Below are 17319 nucleotides of genomic sequence, written 5' to 3' on the forward strand. Positions count from 1 at the left end.
CTTCACGGCTCAGATTCTGAAACCGACGCCCACCGCATCCGAATTCGCTATCGTGCGAATTGGGCAACAGGCTTTGATGGGTTTCGGCTGACCCGATGGACCACACTATTGCAAGACTGGGGCTGGCTCTGGCGATTGGCCTTCTCGTGGGTCTGGAGCGCGGATGGCGTGAGCGTGACGCTGCCGACAGGAGCCGTACGGCCGGCATTCGCACCTTCGGCCTGTCGGGGCTGCTGGGCGGCATCTTTGCCGCGCTCGCAGCCGCCTTGGACTCAAGCGCCATATTGATTGCCGGTTTCTTCGGCTTCGCGGCAATCTTCGCCTGGTTCTCCTCGCACGAAGCCGAGCATGACCAGAATTTCAGCGTGACGGGTGTCGTGGCAGCATTGAGCGTGTTCGCGCTCGGCGCACTGGCGGTTGTCGGCGATCAACTCGTCGCTGCTGCAGGCGGAGCCGCGCTCGCAGCTGTCCTGGCCAGCCGGGAGATGCTTCACGGTCTGCTGCGTCGCCTGACCTGGATCGAACTGCGCTCGGCCATCGTCCTTGCAGCGATGACCGCGATCGTCCTGCCCCTCCTTCCGGACAGAACCGTCGATCCCTGGGGAGGGCTCAACCCGTTCGAGATCTGGTTCTTCACCGTCATTGTCGCGGCGATATCCTTCGGTGGCTATGTCGCGGTGCGCTTGCTGGGCGAGACGCGCGGATTGCTCGTCGGATCGATCGCCGGCGCCGTTGTTTCGTCTACCGCGGTCACCGTCGCACTGGCACGTATGGCCAGAGCGGAAGCCAACGCGACGCCGCTGGTGGGCGGGGCAGCGCTTGCGGCGCTGGTATCCGTTCTGCGGGTCTGCGCCATCGTTGCGCTGCTCGCACCTCAGGTCATCGCGTACATGATCGCGCCCGCGATCGCCGGTGGATTCGTCCTTGCCGCGGCTGGCGTCCTGCTCCTGCGTCGAAGCGGCGCGCACGATGCCGGCGACCAGCCCGGGCGCAATCCGTTCGAATTTGGAGCCCTCCTGGTCTTTGCCGCTGCGTTCGCACTTGTTTCCACTGTCAGCGCGGCACTCTCGAGCCGGTTCGGTGAGAGCGGGCTTTTGGCCACGACTGCCGTTTCAGGCGCGTTTGATGTCGACGTGGCCGTTCTCAGTTCGCTTCGGCTTGCCGACGGGGGAACCGCCATCGCGCTCGTGGGTCAAGCCGTGCTTGTCGCGCTCGCCACAAATGCCGCAGGGCGTTTGGTCCTCGCAATTCTCGCCGGTCCCCCGCGTTTCTCGCTCCCGCTCGCTGCAATCACGGGATGCGCGGTCGTGGTGGCTGTCGCTGCCTTCGTGTGGTTCCCCTTCGCTTGAGATCAGCGGTCGGCCTGCCCGGCGCGCGAGGAATTTGCCGCTGTTTCCCAAGCAGAAATAACCACACGGCGACCGCCTCCGAACGACAATGTCCTTCTTATTCTCGCTTGAACCGGACCGTTAGTAGATGACACCGTTCAGGCCGAGTTTCAGAGGGGCCCCGAATGGCGGGTTTCGGGCCGCAGGCAAGCCAAGCGGAACGACCGAAATGGGGTCGGTAGCTGCCGGATCGGTTCGTATCTGACGCTGATGTGCTGCAATCCACGGTCGTTGACCATTGGACCAGCGTGGCGGCAGGGCACCTCCAGTCGGCACAGGGTTGACCAATGATATCGACGACAGTCACCGAGTCCTGGCGCGGTCCAATCCCGCTCTCTCGTGATGGCTTTTCCTGGTGCGAGGGCGGATCTTCCACGATCAACCCGCAAGGGGTCGGCTAGCAAGCTGCCGCCGCTCGGCTTCGCCTTCGCGGTGATCGCGACCGAGGCCGGACGCTGACGGAGCCATCGAGCGGGATTGGCCCGCTCCAATGATGGAGCCCCTCAGATGCCGAACGAACTTTCCCTCGCGCAGAACCACGCATACCAGCTCGCCCACACGCTCATGGCGCCCGTCACGCTGTTCCGAACGGACGCCGGGTTCGGCATCCAGCCGAGCGCGGAGCTCGAAGACGACGAAGTCGAGACCCTCGCGGAATACAATCCCTTCGACGGAGGGCCGGCTCTTTGAGCCGGCCCTCTTCCTTCCGGCGGTGCCGCTTGCGAGCTGCGGCGGCAAGGGAAGCTACGCCGCGGCTGGCACGCAGCGGCCGGCGCGCGCTCACAATTCCCTCAGCTTGTGCCAGCCGCGCCCTTGCCCCCTTTGCTCTTCGCGGCGTCCGGAAGGGGCTCCGCGAGGTGCGGGGAAAGGAAAACAAGGAAAGGCGGACGCAAGGGCGTGCCGACAAGGATATGGAAAAGAACGATCTTGAAGAGCTGCGTGACCGCGTGCCCTGCGCCGCCGTGCTGGAGACGGCAGGGTTCGCCATCGACGTCAAGGAGAGCACGCGCAAGGCGGTCAAATACCGACGCGGCGCCGAGATCGTTATCGTCATCCATGGCGGCAAGGGATGGTTCGCTCCCTTGTCCGACGCCAAGGGCGATGTCTTCAGCCTGGTCGAGCATCTGGACCGTGCGCCCTTCACAAAAGTCGTCGAGCGCGTTGCCTCGCTCGTGGGCTTCGTCCCGACCGTGCCGACCTGGTCACGACCGGCCGACGACAGAAGGCTCGCCAGCATTCCCACACGTTGGGCGAAGCGCCGCAAGCCTTGGCCGGGGTCGATGACCTGGCTCTATCTGCACGGCGAGCGATCCCTCCCCGATGCCGTCATCCGTGCCGCGATCCGCCACGACCTTCTGCGCGAAGGTCCCCGGGGCAGCATGTGGGCGGCGCATAGTGATGGTGACGGGCGCGTCACCGGTTGGGAGGAGCGTGGTCCCGATTGGCGAGGGTTCTCGACCGGAGGCGCCAAAGTCCTCTTCCGGTTCGGCCCGATCCACGCCTTGCGCCTTTGCGTCACCGAAGCGGCCATCGACGCCATGAGCCTCGCCGTGCTGGAGCGCGGGCGGACCGACAGCCTCTATCTCAGCACAGGCGGCGGCTGGTCGCCGGCGACCGACACGGCGATCCGCGCTCTCGCGGCGCGCCATGGCGCGGGGCTGGTGGCCGCGACCGACGACAACGGCCAGGGCGACAGATATGCCGATCGCCTGGAGAGCGCCGCTGCGGAGATCGGTTGCAGCTTTGCCCGTCTTCGACCGCCGGCCGTCGATTGGAACGCCGAGCTGGAGGCATGGGCGGCAAAGCAGGGGGAGGGTGATGGAGAGGAGGAAGGAAAGAAGACCCGGCTGCCGCATGCCCGCCGGCCGCGTCAAGGGTAAAGCTTCGCCCGGCTGCGCCGGCCCTTGACCCGGCCGGACGGAGAGGCGGCCGCGGGGAGGGGTCAGAAGGGCCGAAGAGGATGGACATCCACTGTGGATGAACCGCGCTCCGGCCCGACGAGGCCAAAGGAGCCCGCCCATGACCCTCTCTCCAATCCGCAAAGTCTATCAGGGCATCGCCGACCGCAGGCAGATGTTTCGAATGTTCGATCGGCACGCACAGCGTCCGAACCGTTTCGAGGACGATGCCGCCCCGCTCTACCGGGGCGAATGTTTCGAGATCTCGCAGACCGAGCACACCTATATGTTCGATGTCCTGCCGCCGCTGTTCATGCGGGGCGAGATGTTCGCGCTGCGTGAGTTCCTCACGGGCCAGATCACCAGTGTCTTCTACGAGCTGAACATCGACGGCGACGTGCGGTATTTCCATGCCTATTGCGATCTCGCAGAGACCGGGTCGCCCGATCGCATGCGCGACGCGATCGTCGAGCGCGAGTCGCGGCCGGTCCGCGCGATGTCGCGCGAGGAGCGCATCGAGCACATCTGGTCGAGCACCAACGACGAGTATCGCGGCTATGCGGACTGGCGTTTTCCCCGCGACCTGCGGGGCAAGCGCATCGTCATCGTCTACGGACCGGCCCGAAGCCATGACTTCAAGCTGCTCGACCATCTCACGGACGACGAGATCGCGGCCAAGCTGCCGGTGCATCTGCGCTACCTCCCCGAGCGACAAGCTGCGTGACGGAGGCAACGATGTTCACGTTCCCCATCCTTGCAGTTCGCAAGGTCATCGACCGCGGCATTGCCGATGCGAACGCCAATGGAGGCTTTCGCCTTCCGCACGGCGATTTCTCGCCGGTCGAGCAAGCCCGCCCCGGTCTGTGGCTGGTCGGAGATCAGGGCGTCTACATCATGGCCAACGGCAAGCTGCCCAAGGGCGCCAAACCGTTCGTCGTCTATTCTGAGCAATGTCATCCGAGAGGCGACATCGATTGGTGGCACTACAAGCGCCGCCATTTCGGCGGCGATGACGGCGTCGAGTTCATCGCAGCCGAGCAGTTGATCCCGCTCTTCGACCGCAACCTGCGGGCAACGCATATCAACCTCCAGCTCACCGAGACCGAAATCACGTTCTCGCTGACCGCCCGCTGACCCATCCGAAAATTGTCGCCGACGCCCTGGCCGGCATGCCTTGGCCGGGCTTTCGCGCGCCATCCTCCCAGGAGACATTCCAATGTCCAACGACGATCCCTTCACCATCGACCTCTTCGGCAACACCGCGCTTTCGTCCGGCCTCGGACTCGGCGTCACCGCCTTTGCGGGCGACTTCGATCCCGATGACGATCCCGATCCCGCGACGCCCGCCCCGGCCATGCCGGTCCCGAAAGCCGCGAAGCCGTCTGCTGCTGCTCCCCGGGCGCGTGGGACGAACTTTTATCTTGACGGCGACCGCGGCCTGGCGCGCGGCTGGAAGGAGCGGGCGCGCGACAATATCGCCGCCATCCGGCTCGCTGCCGAGATCGACGCGGCCGAGCGGCCGGCCACTTTCAAGGAGCAGGAAAAGCTGATCCGCTTCACCGGCTTCGGCGCGTCCGACCTTGCCAACGCCGTTTTCCGCCGGCCCGGCGAGATCGAGTTCCGCAAGGGCTGGGACGAGATCGGCTCGGCGCTTGAGGACGCGGTCGGCGAGATCGACTACGCTTCGCTCGCGCGCTGCACGCAATACGCCCACTTCACGCCGGAATTCATCGTGCGGGCGATCTGGTCTGGCCTGCAGAGGCTTGGATGGCGCGGCGGTAGGGTGCTGGAGCCGGGAGTCGGCACCGGCTTGTTCCCGGCGCTGATGCCCGAGGCCTTGCGGGACGTCACCCATGTCACCGGCATCGAGCTCGACCCCGTCACGGCGCGTATCGCCCGGCTGCTGCAGCCGCGCGTCAGTATTCTTATGGGCGATTTCGCCCGAACCGAGCTGCCGGCCAGCTTCGATCTCGCCATCGGCAACCCGCCATTCTCCGACCGCACCGTGCGGTCGGATCGGGCATACAGGTCGCTTGGACTTCGCCTGCACGACTATTTCATCGCGCGTGCGATCGACCTGTTGAAGCCGGGCGCCTTCGCCGCTTTCGTCACCAGTTCCGGCACTTTTGACAAGTCGGATTGTGCGGCGCGCGAGCACATCGCGAAATCGGCGGATCTGATCGCCGCCATCCGTCTTCCCGAAGGCAGTTTCCGTGCCGACGCCGGCACCGATGTCGTGGTGGACATCCTATTTTTCCGCAAGCGCAAGATCGGTGAGCCGGAAGGCGACCAGTCCTGGCTCGATACAGAGGAGGTGCGGCCGGCGACCGACGACGAGGGCGTGATCCGCATCAACCGATGGTTCGCCCGGCATCCGGATTTTGTGCTCGGCACGCATGCGCTGACCTCCGGCCCCTTCGGCGAGACTTACACATGCCTTCCGCGCAAGGGCGAGGACCTGCCCGGAGCACTCGCCGCCGCCATCTCCCTGCTGCCGGAAGACCGCTATGACGGTGAGCCTACCGAGATCGATTTCGATTGGGAGGATGCTGTCGACAAGGCTCCGGTCGATCTTCCCTCCGACCGCCACGTTCGCGAAGGCAGCTTCTTCGTCGACAATTCCAGTGGCCTGATGCAGGTCATCGACGGCGAACCCGTTACCGTGAAAGTTCGGAAAGGTCGGGACGCCGACGGCATGCCTGAGAGGCATGTCCGTATCGTCCAGAAGCTGATCCCGGTGCGCGACGCCGTGCGCGAGGTGCTGAAAGCGCAGGAGCTCGACCAGCCGTGGAAGGAGCTGCAGGTCAAGCTGCGCATCGCCTGGTCGAGTTTCGTGCGCGACTTCGGCCCGATCAATCACACCACCGTCTCGATCGCCGAAGACGAGGAGACCGGCGAGGTGCGTGAAACGCACCGCCGGCCCAACCTCGCGCCGTTCCTCGACGATCCCGATTGCTGGCTCGTGGCCTCCATCGAGGACTACGATCTGGAGAACGATACGGCGAGGCCCGGGCCGATTTTCTCAGAGCGTGTGATCTCGCCGCCGGCTCCGCCGGTTATCGCGAGCGCTGCGGATGCGCTCGCCGTCGTCCTGAACGAACGCGGCCGCGTCGATCTCGACCATATCGCCGAATTGCTGCATCGCGATCCGGACGATGTCGTCGCCGAGCTCGGCAGCGCCATCTTCCGCGACCCTGTCGATGGCTCATGGCAGATGGCCGACGCCTATCTGTCCGGACATGTCCGCGACAAGCTGACGGCGGCGGAAGCGGCCGCCGCGCTTGATCCCGCCTATGAGCGCAACGTCGCGGCCCTTCAGGCCGTGCAGCCGGCCGATCTAAGGCCCTCCGACATAACCGCGCGTCTCGGCGCGCCCTGGATTCCCGCCGCCGACGTGGTGGCCTTCGTCAGGGAGACCATAGGCGCCGACATCAAGATCCACCACATGCCGGAACTGGCGTCCTGGACGGTCCGGGCCGGCCAGTTGGCCTATCTCGCGGCCGGCACGTCCGAATGGGGCACGAGGCGGCGTCATGCCGGCGAGCTGCTCACCGACGCGCTCAACAGCCGGGTGCCGCAGATCTTCGATGCGGTCGAGGAAAACGGCAAGGAGCGCCGCGTCCTCAACGTGGTCGATACCGAAGCGGCCAAGGAGAAGCTCCAGAAGATCAAGGACGCCTTCCAGCGCTGGATCTGGTCCGATCCGGACCGGACCGACCGGCTGGCGCGCGTCTACAACGACAAATTCAACAATATCGCCCCGCGAGCCTTCGACGGGTCCCACCTACGCCTTCCGGGCGCCAGCGGAGCATTCACCCTCTATCCGCACCAGAAGCGCGGCATCTGGAGGATCATCGCGGCCGGCTCGACCTATCTTGCCCACGCCGTCGGCGCCGGCAAGACGATGACCATGGCGGCCTCGATCATGGAGCAACGGCGTCTGGGACTCATCAACAAGGCGATGCTGACCGTTCCCGGTCATTGTCTCGGACAGGTCGCGCGCGAGTTCCTGGCGCTGTATCCGAATGCCCGCATCCTTGTTGCCGACGAGACCAATTTCACCAAGGAGAAGCGTGCGCGTTTCCTGTCGCGGGCCGCGACGGCGAACTGGGACGCCATCATCATCACGCATTCCGCGTTCCGGTTCATCGGCGTGCCCGCCGTCTTCGAGCAGCAGATGATCCATGACGAGCTGGAGCTCTACGAAAAGCTTCTTCTCGACGTCGAGGACGAGGATCGGGTCTTGCGCAAGCGCCTGGAGCGGTTGAAGGAAGGCCTGCAGGAGCGTCTGGAGTCGCTTGCCACGCGCAAGGACGACCTCCTGACCATCGCCGAAATCGGCGTCGACCAGATCGTCGTCGACGAGGCGCAGGAGTTTCGGAAGCTCAGCTTCGCCACCAATATGTCGACGCTGAAAGGGGTCGATCCGAATGGCTCGCAGCGCGCCTGGGATCTCTACGTGAAGTCCCGCTTCATCGAGACGAAGAATCCCGGCCGGGCGCTCATCCTCGCCTCCGGCACGCCGATCACCAACACGCTCGGCGAGATGTTCACAGTGCAGCGGCTCATGGACATTGCCGCCCTGATGGAGCGCGGCCTGCACGAGTTCGACGCCTGGGCCTCGACCTTCGGCGACACGCTCACGGAGCTGGAACTGCAGCCGTCCGGCAAATACAAGCCGGTCTCGCGCTTCGCCAGCTTCGTCAACGTGCCCGAGCTGATCGCCATGTTCCGCTCCTTCGCCGACGTGGTGATGCCGGAGGATTTGCGCCAATACGTCAAGGTGCCGGCGATCTCGACCGGCAAGCGCAAGATCGTCACCTCGAAGCCTACCCAGGACTTCAAGAACTACCAGATGCTGCTGGCGGCGCGCATCAAGGCGATCGAGGAGCGCGACCGGCCGCCGGAGCCGGGCGACGACATCCTGCTTTCCGTCATCACCGACGGTCGGCATGCAGCGATCGATCTGCGCCTGGTCGATCCCGGCAACGACAACGAGCCGGACAACAAGCTCAACAGCATGATCGCAAACGCGTACCGCATCTGGAAGGAGACGGCGGAGATCACCTATGTCCGAGCCGATGGCAAGCCCTACGAGCTTCCAGGCGCCGCGCAGATGATCTTCTCCGACCTCGGCACCATCAGCGTGGAGAAAACGCGCGGATTTTCCGCCTATCGCTGGATTCGCGACGAACTGGTCCGGCTCGGTGTGCCGGCGTCGGAAGTCGCCTTCATGCAGGACTACAAGAAGTCGGAGGCGAAACAGCGGCTGTTCGGCGACACGCGCGCCGGCAAGATCCGGTTCCTTATAGGATCGTCGGAAACCATGGGGACCGGCGTCAATGCCCAGCTTCGCCTGAAAGCCCTCCATCATCTCGACGTGCCGTGGCTGCCGTCGCAGATCGAACAGCGTGAGGGCCGCATTGCCCGCCAGGGTAACCAGCACGATGAAATCGACATCTTCGCCTATGCCACCGAGGGCTCGCTCGATGCGGCCATGTGGCAGAACAACGAGCGCAAGGCCCGCTTCATCGCCGCAGCACTCTCGGGCGACACCTCGATCCGGCGGCTCGAAGATCTCGGAGAAGGGCAGGCGAACCAGTTCGCCATGGCCAAGGCGATCGCGTCTGGCGATCAGCGCCTAATGCAGAAGGCGGGGCTCGAGACGGATATCGCCCGCCTGGAGCGCCTGCGCGCCGCGCATATCGACGACCAGCACGCCGTTCGACGGCAGCTTCGCGACGCCGAGCGCGAAATCGAGCGCTGCACCCGCCGCACCGCTGAGATCGGGAAGGACATTGAGCGGCTGGTTAAGACCGCCGGAGACGCATTCGCCATGACCGTAGCGGGCAAGGCCTGCTCCGAGCGCAAGGAGGCCGGCCGGGCGCTTATGAAGGAAATCCTGACCCTGGTGCAGCGCCAGCAGGACGGTGCGAGCGTCATTGCCTCGATCGGCGGCTTCGATCTCGAATATGCCGGCGAGCGCGCCGGCCGGGACGGATATCGATATTCCACAATGCTGCTTCGCACCGAGGCGGCCGACGAGATCGAGCTGCCGATCACGGTGACTCCTCTCGGGGCGGTTTCGCGCCTCGAGCACGCCATCGACGGATTCGAGAGCGAGCGGGAGCGCTATCGCCAGCACCTGGCCGATGCGCAGCGCCGGCTCGCGTCCTACAAGGCTCATGGCGACGGCGGCGACTTCGCCTTTGCCTGCGAGCTGGCCGAAAAGCGCCGGCAGCTTGCAGCGGTGGAGGCAGCACTGGCGAAGGACATCGACGGCATTTATGAGCCGGCAGCAATTTCCGCATGATCCGTTTGCTGGCCGGTGCGCCTCATGGCGTTCCGGCCAGTTTCATGTCGCGCTTCGAGCGCCGCGGCGCCGATCGTTGTTTCTCCAGCGACTACGCGGCGGCGAGGTCGTCGATGATCTGCTGGATCGCGTCGCGGATCTGAGCCGTGGTCTGGCTGTCATGGATTCCGGAATAGGTGCTCGAGGAACCGTTCCAGATGCTTCCCTTTGTGACGAACATGATCTGACCGTTCAGCAGCCGCAAGACTGGCCGAGCATCGTCCGGCAGCTCGCGCTCGTTGCCGCGATCGTCGAGGAAGTAACCATCGTCATAAACGGAGCGCCCAGCATACTCTCCACGACCGACTTCGACCACTTCTTCCTGACGCCGCGCGGTGCTTCTTTCACAATCTTCGCGGGTCGTTCCGGAAGGCTCGAGATCGTCCAGTTCGAGCATGAGGAAGGATTCCGCGGGATCCGATGCAATGCGCTCTAGGACGAGCCTGCGCGGTTTGACCACGACAGTCGTGCCCGAAAAAATCCCGAACTCGATGCAACCTGGTTCCCTGCCTTTCGCAACCGAAAGGAAGTCGAAGCCGCCGCTGCGCGGCAGATGCGCGTGGTTCTTGTTCGATCCCATGAATGGCTGCAGCGTGGTCACGATGTCATCGACACGCTGCCATGACAGCGTCGCGTCGCCGTTGCTGGTGATGTGGTTGACCATGGAAGTCCACTCTGCGCGCGAGCGGATATGGAAATCAGATTGAGACATTGGTGATTGCGACCTCGTGGCGGAGGCATGCGAAATCGACCGCGGCGCTGTGCGTGGCGGTGAAAGTGCATGCTTTGCGTGGATGAAATTCTGGTAGCCGGCAAGGACTGCCGCCTCATTGAGCGCAGTTGTGTGCTTGACCGACTTCTCGGACGCAATCTTCTTGGCGAGGCGCTTGATGCCTTCGATTGACGAAGGCCGGGCCGACCGAGTCGACATGTCGATTCTCCGGCTCTTGCGAAGTGTCGCCCGATCCACTCCCGAGCCCGAACCAGACATGGACGGGTGGGCGATGATGAGCAGTGCCGCTTGCAGCTTTGCGATATCGGGCGTCAGGCTCCTGCCGAGAGCCAGCCCCAAGGTGGGCGCTCAGCCTTGCTTTGGCAAGAGGGCGTGAAGAATTTCGTGCCCCGGACGAGGATCAGCAGGAAAGGGAGGAAAAAGGGGAAGCAAAGCCGCTCGCAGATCGGGCGGGCCGCCGACGCTGGCGCTCAACCGCGCCGCTCGCGATCCCGGCCCGGCGTCCTGCGCAGGGCTGTAAGCCCCGCTTGGCCGGCCGGGCAGGGATGCTCGGCCGCAGTTGCACCGGCCCGTCCGCTCCGCGGGCCGGATGGGGTCTTCGGCAAGAAGACGGAGAAGGACCGGCAAGCCGCCGCGTCCACAACCCTGAAAAGGAGCATTCCATGTATCTCATGAAGATGGATCCGCGCGCACTGGTGGAGAACCCCAACCATTCGCGCCAGACCAAGCCGTCGCCGCAGGCCGACGCTCTTCTGCTGGCGTCGATCAAGGCGATCGGCATCGTGCATCCGCCCGTCGTCACGCCGCAGGGTGATGGCGGCAACGGCTTTGTCATTGAGGCAGGCCGTCGCCGTGTCAGGCTCGCGCTCAAGGCCGGCATCGAGGAGATCGACATCCTTGTCAACGATGCCGACAACGACAACGCCGGCGCCAACGGCGCGATGCGCTCCTTCGCGGAGAACATCGTCAGGGAGCCGCTCAACCCTGTCGACCAGTGGCGGGCGATCGAGCGCCTGGTCGCTCTCGGCTGGACCGAGGACGCAATCGCCGTCGCGCTGGCGCTGACGCCGCGGCGGATCAAGCAGCTCAGGCTCTTCGCCAATGTGCTGCCGGCGATGCTCGACCAGATGGCCAAGGGCGACATGCCGAACGAGCAGCAGTTGCGCACCATCGCGTCCGCTTCGCTCGACGAGCAGAAGGAAGTCTGGAAGGCGCACAAGCCGTCCAAGGCCGATCCGAGGGTCGGCTGGTGGAACGTGGCGAACGCGCTGGCGAAGACCCGCATGTACGCCAAGGACGCCAGCTTCGACGACGAACTGGCGCGCGCCTACGGCATCGAATGGGAGGAAGACCTGTTCGGGCCGGCCGACGAGGACGGCCGCTACACCACCAATGTCGAGGCGTTCCTCGGCGCGCAGCAGGAGTGGATGGCGAACCATCTGCCGAAGCGCGGCCTCATCACGGAGGCCAACAGCTGGGGTCAGCCGGTGCTGCCGCCGAAGGCCGAGCGTGTCCACGGCAAGGCGGCGAAGAGCGACTGCGTGGCCATGTATCTCGACCGCGACGGCAAGGTCCAGAGCGTGACCTATCGCATGCCGGAGGCGAAGAAGAAGGGCAAGGACGCCGACGATATCGGTGCCGTCGCGAAGCCCCGGCCGCCGGTCACCAACAAGGGCATGGACATGATCGGCGACTTCCGCACCGATGCGCTGCGCGAGGCGCTCGACCGGGCGCCGATCGAGGACGACACGCTGATGGCGCTGCTGATCCTCGCCCTTGCAGGACAGAACGTCTCGGTCAGGACCGACGGCGGCGAGTCGCTCTATGGCAGCAGTCGGCTGGCGAGGCGCGCGGCGAGCCTGTTCAACGCCGAGGGCCAGCTCCAGTGCAGCGAGGAGACGTTGCGCGTCGCCGCACGCCTCTCGCTGATGGAGGTTCTGTCGTGCCGGCGCAACGCGTCCAACAGCGGCATCGTCGCACGCGTGGCCGGCGATGCGATCGGCGCGAACATCTTCCTGCCCAACATGGGCACCGAGGATTTCCTGTCGTGCCTGTCGCGTCAGGCGCTCGAAGCGTCCTGCACCGACACGCCGGTGCTGCCGCGTGCGCGGGTGAAGGACACGCGCGCAGCTCTTGTCGAGCACTTCAAGGAGGACCGTTTCGTTCACGCGAGCGCGCTGTTCGCGCCGGACGAAAAGGAACTCGCGAATTGGCTCGCCACCAATGCGCCCGAGCCGGACGAGGACGAGGAGTCCGCCTCCGGCGACGACCTGACCGATGCCTCGGAAGAGCCCGACGAGGGTGAGGACGAGTTCCGCGAAGCGGCCGAATAACCGCTTCCTTTTCCAACTTCGAATGACGTTCCGCCGCCGGCCCATCCGGCGGCGGTTCTGTTTTCATCGTCCACAACAGGAGGACAAGAATGTCCGCTTCATTGATCTTCGACCTGGCGCCGCTCGGCGCAATCGTAAAATACTCCGACGGAACGCCGCGCCCGCCGGAGCACCATCGCAAGAAGCTCGCGGCCTGGAAAAACCGCAACAATGGCGGCCGACTGATCGCCAAGCGGCCACGGCACGTCGCCAGCAGCACGACGATCCTGGAGTCCTTCACGCTCCATGAGGGGGATTTCGACGCAGCTGGCCTCGTCGTGCTTCGCGTCCACCGCAGCTTCTCGATCGACAGCGACCTGAAGTTCACCGTCGTCGAGCGGCCCGCCATCGGCTCGGTCGTCGTTCTCGACCGGCCCGACGGCGAGCTGGTACATCTGGCCGAAAACCATGCCGCCGCCGAGACCTGGCTGAAGAGCCACGGCTATTCGCATGCGATCCTGCAGCCGGTCACCGCGAACCAGGTGGCAGCCGATGTCGTCGAGGGGAGGGCCGCGGCATGAGCGCGCTCGCTTCCCCGATCCCCAACGATGAAGCCCCCGGTTTTCCGGGGGTTTCGTTTGGTCTCAGCGCCGACGGCATGAACGTCGCGTTGGTCGGCGACCATGCCTACGCCATGGTCCCTGCCAGCGGCGGCAAGCACTATCTCGCCAGCGGCTGGCGGATTCGACGCCCCATGCCGGAATGGACGCGCAGCGATTTCTACAGCCACCACGGTGAGCTCGCCGACGCGGCCGCGTTCCGCGCCGCCGTGCTCGAACGAGCCGAGCACGCTCGAGAGCTGCGCGCGCTCGGCCGACGCGAGGCGCATTTCCCAGCCAGCACGCCCTGGGGACCGTCCCAGGGCGCGACCTTCTATGCCGAGGACGTCGTGTTCCACAGCACGGCCGGTCATGGCGGGTTTCATCTGTCGGGCGCTCGCAACGCAAGAGTCCATCCGACGCTGCGCCTCGCCGGCGGCTGGTACGAGGAAGACGCGGCGTGGGCCTTCGTCGCGATCTCGTTCCCGCATCTCTTCACCACCTTCGAGCGGCGCTGCGCGGAGCGCACCGTCAAGGACACCTGGCCGGACGCCTGGGAGGCAATCTTCGGCACTGTGCTCCAGCCGGGCGAATCCGAGACGAAGGACCGCCGCGCCTTCGAGCGGGAACATGCGAACGACTGGATCGTCGTCTCGGCGATCACGTCCGACCGCGAGAAGGGCTTCGTGGAAGTCGTCGCTACGCCCGGCGGCAGGCGCGGAGCGGGGACCGAGGAACGCCGCTTCCTCGTCCCCTCGCAGGAGTATGAGGTCGGCCGCTTCGGCTTCGTCATCGATGTGGACCGCCATCCTGTCTATTGCGGCCCTTCGAGCTTCGTCGGCTGGCAGCGGGGGAACGCGTCATGACCCGCGCCTGCGAACGCGAGGCGCAGCTCTCCCGCATGGAGGAAGCGCGTCGGCAGATACAGCGCCAGCTCGACATGATCGAGCGCCAGATCACGCGGCGCATGACGGCGCTGATCCCGCAATTGCAGCCGCGCCGCAGGGCTTACAGGCGCGGCAAGCCGCCCGATCCGAGCGCGTTCCTCGAGCGCTACCGCTCGAACTTGGCAGCGATTAGGGCGGAGCGACAGCCCGAGATCGACGCCTTGTCACGCAAGCTCGCCCGGCAGGATCGCGCGATCGCGGCCTTCCGAGCGCGCCACCCCATGCCCGACAGCCAGGAGGCCACATCATGATCGTCTACAACGTCAAGCGCCGGTGGTTTGCCATGAAGGGCGCCGCCGAGCAGTACCGCATCCGGGAGAAGCTGCCTCCGGACGCCACGATCAAGATCGGCATCGCGGACCGCACCCAACTCGCAGCACTTCTCGACGCGCTGTGCGAGCCGCCGGCCTCCCCCGCCGAAGGCGCCACGCAGCTCGCCGCCGTGCCGGAGCGGGTCATCGACGATGCCTTTGTCGATCCCGACCTCGACATTCCAAAATTCCTTCGCGAGAGCTGGGCGCGGCTCATGGCCGGGAAAGGAGACTAGCGATGGCTGCGCCCTGGTCCTTCATCGCGTCCTATATTGGAGCCGCGCTGTGGTCTTCCTGCGACGGTGACGGCGTTCCTCTCGACCGCCGCCATGACATCAGCGATCTCGCCGCCGGGACGCGCGAGCGGATGGAAGCGGATTGCCACGCCTTCTATGACGCGAACCACCGACTTGTCCATTGCCTCGACGCGCCGCTCACAGGGGATGTCGAGGGGCCGGCCAGCGACCGCGAGGCGGCGATGGCCGGCCATGATTTCTGGCTGACGCGCTGCGGCCACGGCGCGGGCTTCTGGGATGGCGACTGGCCCGAGCCTCATGCCGGCAGGCTGGACAGCGCGGCGCGCTCCTTCGGCAATGTCGACCTCTATGTCGGCGACGACGGCCTCATCCATCTTTGAAGGCCGGCCCGACGTTCGGGCGCGCGCATCGGCGACGGCTTGAGCCGTCCCGGATAGGCGCCGCACCTCGCGGCAGCGCCGCTGCCTGTTCGTCACAGGCCGCGAGACCGGCCCGATCACGGCGGTCCTTTTCCTGCCGGCCCTTGCCGGCCCTCCCTTCGGATCAGGGTGCGCTCGTAAACCGGCGGCCGCGCGCTTCAAGGCCGCTTCGCGCCGCCTTGCGGCCGGGCCGACCGATCTCGCCAAGGCAGGCCCGCGTGCTGCGCGGGGCTGATGAGCCCCGCTGGCCCGCAAGCCGGCCTCGCTCGATCCCGTCCGCCCCGGACCCTGAAGCGCCCGTCTTTCCGCCGGTTTGGTCCGAGCACGCCCGAAGGGAGGGCCGGCAAGGGCCGGCCCGAGCCTTCGGCCGAACCGAAGGAAAGGACATCCCCATGACGAAACCCGCTCGCACCCAGCACCCGACCGCCCGCGTCGTCCCGCTGCGTAAGGGCACGACTCTCGAAATGGTCCGTCTCGCCTGCCCGGACGCCGCGCAGGCCGCACTGATCGCCGAGAGCTTCGGATCTCCGGTGGTCGACAGCGACGGCATCCGCGAGCTTCACGAACGGATGATCGTCGAGACCGCCGAAGCGCTCGGCGAAGGGCTCGGCGAGCGCGCCATGCAGATCCATCTGCAACGCATCGTCGGTGCCTATGTTGGCTCCGCCCACGGCGCGGGCCAGTTCTACAGCCGGGCCGTCACGGAAGCGCGCGACCTTACCGCCAAGGCCGCCAACGACCTGCGCGACGAGGACATCGACGGTCCGGTCGGCTTCGAGAGCGCCGCGCAGCGCAAGCGCGAGTTCGCCGCCGACATGGGCATCCAGGCCCATGCGCTGCGCATGGCTGCCGAAGGCGCCGTTGCCGCCTACGATCACGTCGTCGGCGAACGCTGGAAGCCGTTCGAGCGAGCCGTCGAGAATCCCGGCCAGACGCTCGACCGCAAGGCTGCCGAGATGCAGATGGCGGCTCTCGGTTGAGGCGCCTGTCGGGCGGGGCTTCGGCCTCGCCCCTTTCTTCGAGCCGAAGAGGCCGGTCCCATGCGGGGCCGGCCTCTTCCCGTGTTGCAGCAACTCGCCGCGCAGCTGAGGGACGGAAGGAAAGGACGAGGAGGGCTGCGCCTGCGGCCCGTCCCGGACGGCGGTCCTGCCGGGGCCGGCGGTCCGCGCAACGGCTTCGCCGTCCTCCACTTTGTTCCGGCCCTTCCCGCCCGTCGCAATGCGACGGGCCTGGTCGGGTGCGCGATCCTCCTGATTGCCCCGGCAACGGACCTCCGCGACGGGCCGCGATGGACGCGGCCCCGAAACGGAGGACATGAAAATGACGACCAGGAAATCCGGCTCGCGCGCCGACGTCTACACGCGCATCGCCGAACGCATCGTCGCCGATCTCGAAAACGGCGTCCGGCCGTGGGTCCAGCCATGGGGCGCCCGCAACGCCAACGGCCGCGTGACGCGACCCCTGCGCCACAACGGCCAGCCCTATACCGGGATCAACGTGCTGCTTCTTTGGTCCGAGGCGATGGCGCGCGACTTCGCCTCGCCGATGTGGATGACCTTCAGGCAGGCGTCCGAGCTTGATGCGCATGTCCGAAAGGGGGAGAGCGGCACGACCGTCGTGTACGCCAGCCGGTTCACAAAGACCGAGGTCGACGCGCATGGCGGCGAGGTCGAGCGGGACATCCCTTTCCTCAAGGCCTACACGGTCTTCAACTGCGACCAGATCGACGGGCTTCCTGACCAGTATTACAACCGGCCCGAGCCGGTCATCGATCCGGTCGAGCGCATCGCCGAGGCGGACCGCTTCTTCGCCAACACCGGCGCGGTGATCCGGCACGGCGGCGGTAAGGCGTTCTTCTCGCCGTCCAGCGACCATGTGCAGATGCCGCCCTTCGAGACCTTCCGCGATGCGGCGAGCTACTACGCGGTGCTCGGCCACGAATGCGTCCATTATGCCGTAAGCTGGATTATGCCGCATGGCCGAGTTCGGCGGCTGCTGCGTCTGCTGTCGGCCATGCGGCAGTTCGGCATAATCAGAGCGCTTTGAAGAAGGCGAGTATGGGGTGGGAAGCGGTCAATCCGCTTTCAAGACGGATACTTCCTA

At 65.8% G+C, this 17319-nt stretch carries 14 protein-coding genes and 1 pseudogene; 14 read left to right on the forward strand and 1 reads right to left on the reverse strand.

Features of this window, described 5'->3' with window-relative positions:
* The first annotated feature begins 95 nt into the window (after positions 1–95).
* The 6 genes from HNQ95_RS18355 (at position 96) to HNQ95_RS18380 (ending at position 9599) form a co-directional block, all read left to right on the forward strand.
* The gene (locus HNQ95_RS18355) at positions 96–1349 is read left to right on the forward strand and encodes an MgtC/SapB family protein (protein ID WP_182575017.1); all 1254 of its coding nucleotides are present in this window, start codon (positions 96–98) and stop codon (positions 1347–1349) included.
* 546 nt (positions 1350–1895) lie between these two features.
* Positions 1896–2078 carry a hypothetical protein gene (locus HNQ95_RS18360; RefSeq protein ID WP_182575018.1) on the forward strand — a complete coding sequence of 61 codons (183 nt, stop codon included), beginning with the start codon at positions 1896–1898 and terminating at the stop codon, positions 2076–2078.
* A 167-nt stretch (positions 2079–2245) separates the two neighbouring features.
* A complete protein-coding gene (locus HNQ95_RS18365) occupies positions 2246–3268 on the forward strand; it encodes a DUF3991 and toprim domain-containing protein (RefSeq protein ID WP_312870946.1) in 1023 nt (340 codons plus the stop codon).
* 139 nt (positions 3269–3407) lie between these two features.
* Positions 3408–4010: a DUF1419 domain-containing protein gene (locus tag HNQ95_RS18370; RefSeq protein ID WP_182574849.1), complete on the forward strand. Its 603-nt coding sequence runs from the start codon at positions 3408–3410 to the stop codon at positions 4008–4010.
* 11 nt (positions 4011–4021) lie between these two features.
* The gene (locus HNQ95_RS18375; RefSeq protein ID WP_182574851.1) at positions 4022–4420 is read left to right on the forward strand and encodes a DUF3085 domain-containing protein; all 399 of its coding nucleotides are present in this window, start codon (positions 4022–4024) and stop codon (positions 4418–4420) included.
* Between the two features lie 82 nt (positions 4421–4502).
* The gene (locus HNQ95_RS18380) at positions 4503–9599 is read left to right on the forward strand and encodes a helicase-like domain-containing protein (RefSeq protein WP_182574853.1); all 5097 of its coding nucleotides are present in this window, start codon (positions 4503–4505) and stop codon (positions 9597–9599) included.
* A 91-nt stretch (positions 9600–9690) separates the two neighbouring features.
* Here HNQ95_RS18380 and HNQ95_RS18385 read toward each other — a convergent pair whose 3' ends face one another.
* Complete coding sequence (locus HNQ95_RS18385; RefSeq protein ID WP_182574854.1) at positions 9691–10710, reverse strand: hypothetical protein; 1020 nt, start codon at positions 10708–10710, stop codon at positions 9691–9693.
* Between the two features lie 323 nt (positions 10711–11033).
* On the opposite strand from HNQ95_RS18385, the gene HNQ95_RS18390 reads away from it, so the two are divergent.
* The 8 genes and pseudogenes from HNQ95_RS18390 to HNQ95_RS18425 form a co-directional block, all read left to right on the forward strand.
* On the forward strand, positions 11034–12704 hold the full coding sequence (locus tag HNQ95_RS18390) for a ParB N-terminal domain-containing protein (RefSeq protein ID WP_182574856.1): 1671 nt from the start codon (positions 11034–11036) through the stop codon (positions 12702–12704).
* Between the two features lie 89 nt (positions 12705–12793).
* Positions 12794–13264, forward strand: a complete 471-nt coding sequence (locus HNQ95_RS18395) for a UCP036055 family protein (RefSeq protein ID WP_182574858.1) — start codon at positions 12794–12796, stop codon at positions 13262–13264.
* Positions 13261–14148: a DUF7007 domain-containing protein gene (locus HNQ95_RS18400; protein WP_182574860.1), complete on the forward strand. Its 888-nt coding sequence runs from the start codon at positions 13261–13263 to the stop codon at positions 14146–14148. Before HNQ95_RS18395 ends, HNQ95_RS18400 begins: the two co-directional genes overlap by 4 nt.
* A complete protein-coding gene (locus HNQ95_RS18405; protein WP_182574862.1) occupies positions 14145–14480 on the forward strand; it encodes a hypothetical protein in 336 nt (111 codons plus the stop codon). The genes HNQ95_RS18400 and HNQ95_RS18405 overlap by 4 nt, the downstream gene beginning before the upstream one ends.
* Entirely contained in the window at positions 14477–14776 is a 300-nt protein-coding gene (locus tag HNQ95_RS18410) for a hypothetical protein (protein ID WP_182574863.1), read from the forward strand. Before HNQ95_RS18405 ends, HNQ95_RS18410 begins: the two co-directional genes overlap by 4 nt.
* Positions 14777–14778: 2 nt before the next feature.
* A complete protein-coding gene (locus tag HNQ95_RS18415) occupies positions 14779–15177 on the forward strand; it encodes a hypothetical protein (protein ID WP_182574865.1) in 399 nt (132 codons plus the stop codon).
* Between the two features lie 431 nt (positions 15178–15608).
* Complete coding sequence (locus HNQ95_RS18420; protein ID WP_182574866.1) at positions 15609–16196, forward strand: hypothetical protein; 588 nt, start codon at positions 15609–15611, stop codon at positions 16194–16196.
* A 340-nt stretch (positions 16197–16536) separates the two neighbouring features.
* A pseudogene (locus tag HNQ95_RS18425) lies at positions 16537–17208 on the forward strand (ArdC family protein); the annotation flags it as partial.
* Positions 17209–17319 lie beyond the last annotated feature (111 nt).

Source organism: Aminobacter ciceronei, assembly GCF_014138625.1.
In the GTDB taxonomy this organism is placed as follows: domain Bacteria; phylum Pseudomonadota; class Alphaproteobacteria; order Rhizobiales; family Rhizobiaceae; genus Aminobacter; species Aminobacter ciceronei.

Bases quoted from the DNA above. Each gene is read 5' to 3' on its own strand.
- HNQ95_RS18375 (WP_182574851.1), top strand. From the start codon at position 4,022: ATGTTCACGTTCCCCATCCTTGCAGTTCGCAAGGTCATCGACCGCGGC.
- HNQ95_RS18410 (WP_182574863.1), top strand. From the start codon at position 14,477: ATGATCGTCTACAACGTCAAGCGCCGGTGGTTTGCCATGAAGGGCGCC.
- HNQ95_RS18380 (WP_182574853.1), top strand. From the start codon at position 4,503: ATGTCCAACGACGATCCCTTCACCATCGACCTCTTCGGCAACACCGCG.
- HNQ95_RS18360 (WP_182575018.1), top strand. From the start codon at position 1,896: ATGCCGAACGAACTTTCCCTCGCGCAGAACCACGCATACCAGCTCGCC.
- HNQ95_RS18400 (WP_182574860.1), top strand. From the start codon at position 13,261: ATGAGCGCGCTCGCTTCCCCGATCCCCAACGATGAAGCCCCCGGTTTT.
- HNQ95_RS18370 (WP_182574849.1), top strand. From the start codon at position 3,408: ATGACCCTCTCTCCAATCCGCAAAGTCTATCAGGGCATCGCCGACCGC.
- HNQ95_RS18415 (WP_182574865.1), top strand. From the start codon at position 14,779: ATGGCTGCGCCCTGGTCCTTCATCGCGTCCTATATTGGAGCCGCGCTG.
- HNQ95_RS18355 (WP_182575017.1), top strand. From the start codon at position 96: ATGGACCACACTATTGCAAGACTGGGGCTGGCTCTGGCGATTGGCCTT.
- HNQ95_RS18420 (WP_182574866.1), top strand. From the start codon at position 15,609: ATGACGAAACCCGCTCGCACCCAGCACCCGACCGCCCGCGTCGTCCCG.
- HNQ95_RS18390 (WP_182574856.1), top strand. From the start codon at position 11,034: ATGTATCTCATGAAGATGGATCCGCGCGCACTGGTGGAGAACCCCAAC.
- HNQ95_RS18405 (WP_182574862.1), top strand. From the start codon at position 14,145: ATGACCCGCGCCTGCGAACGCGAGGCGCAGCTCTCCCGCATGGAGGAA.
- HNQ95_RS18395 (WP_182574858.1), top strand. From the start codon at position 12,794: ATGTCCGCTTCATTGATCTTCGACCTGGCGCCGCTCGGCGCAATCGTA.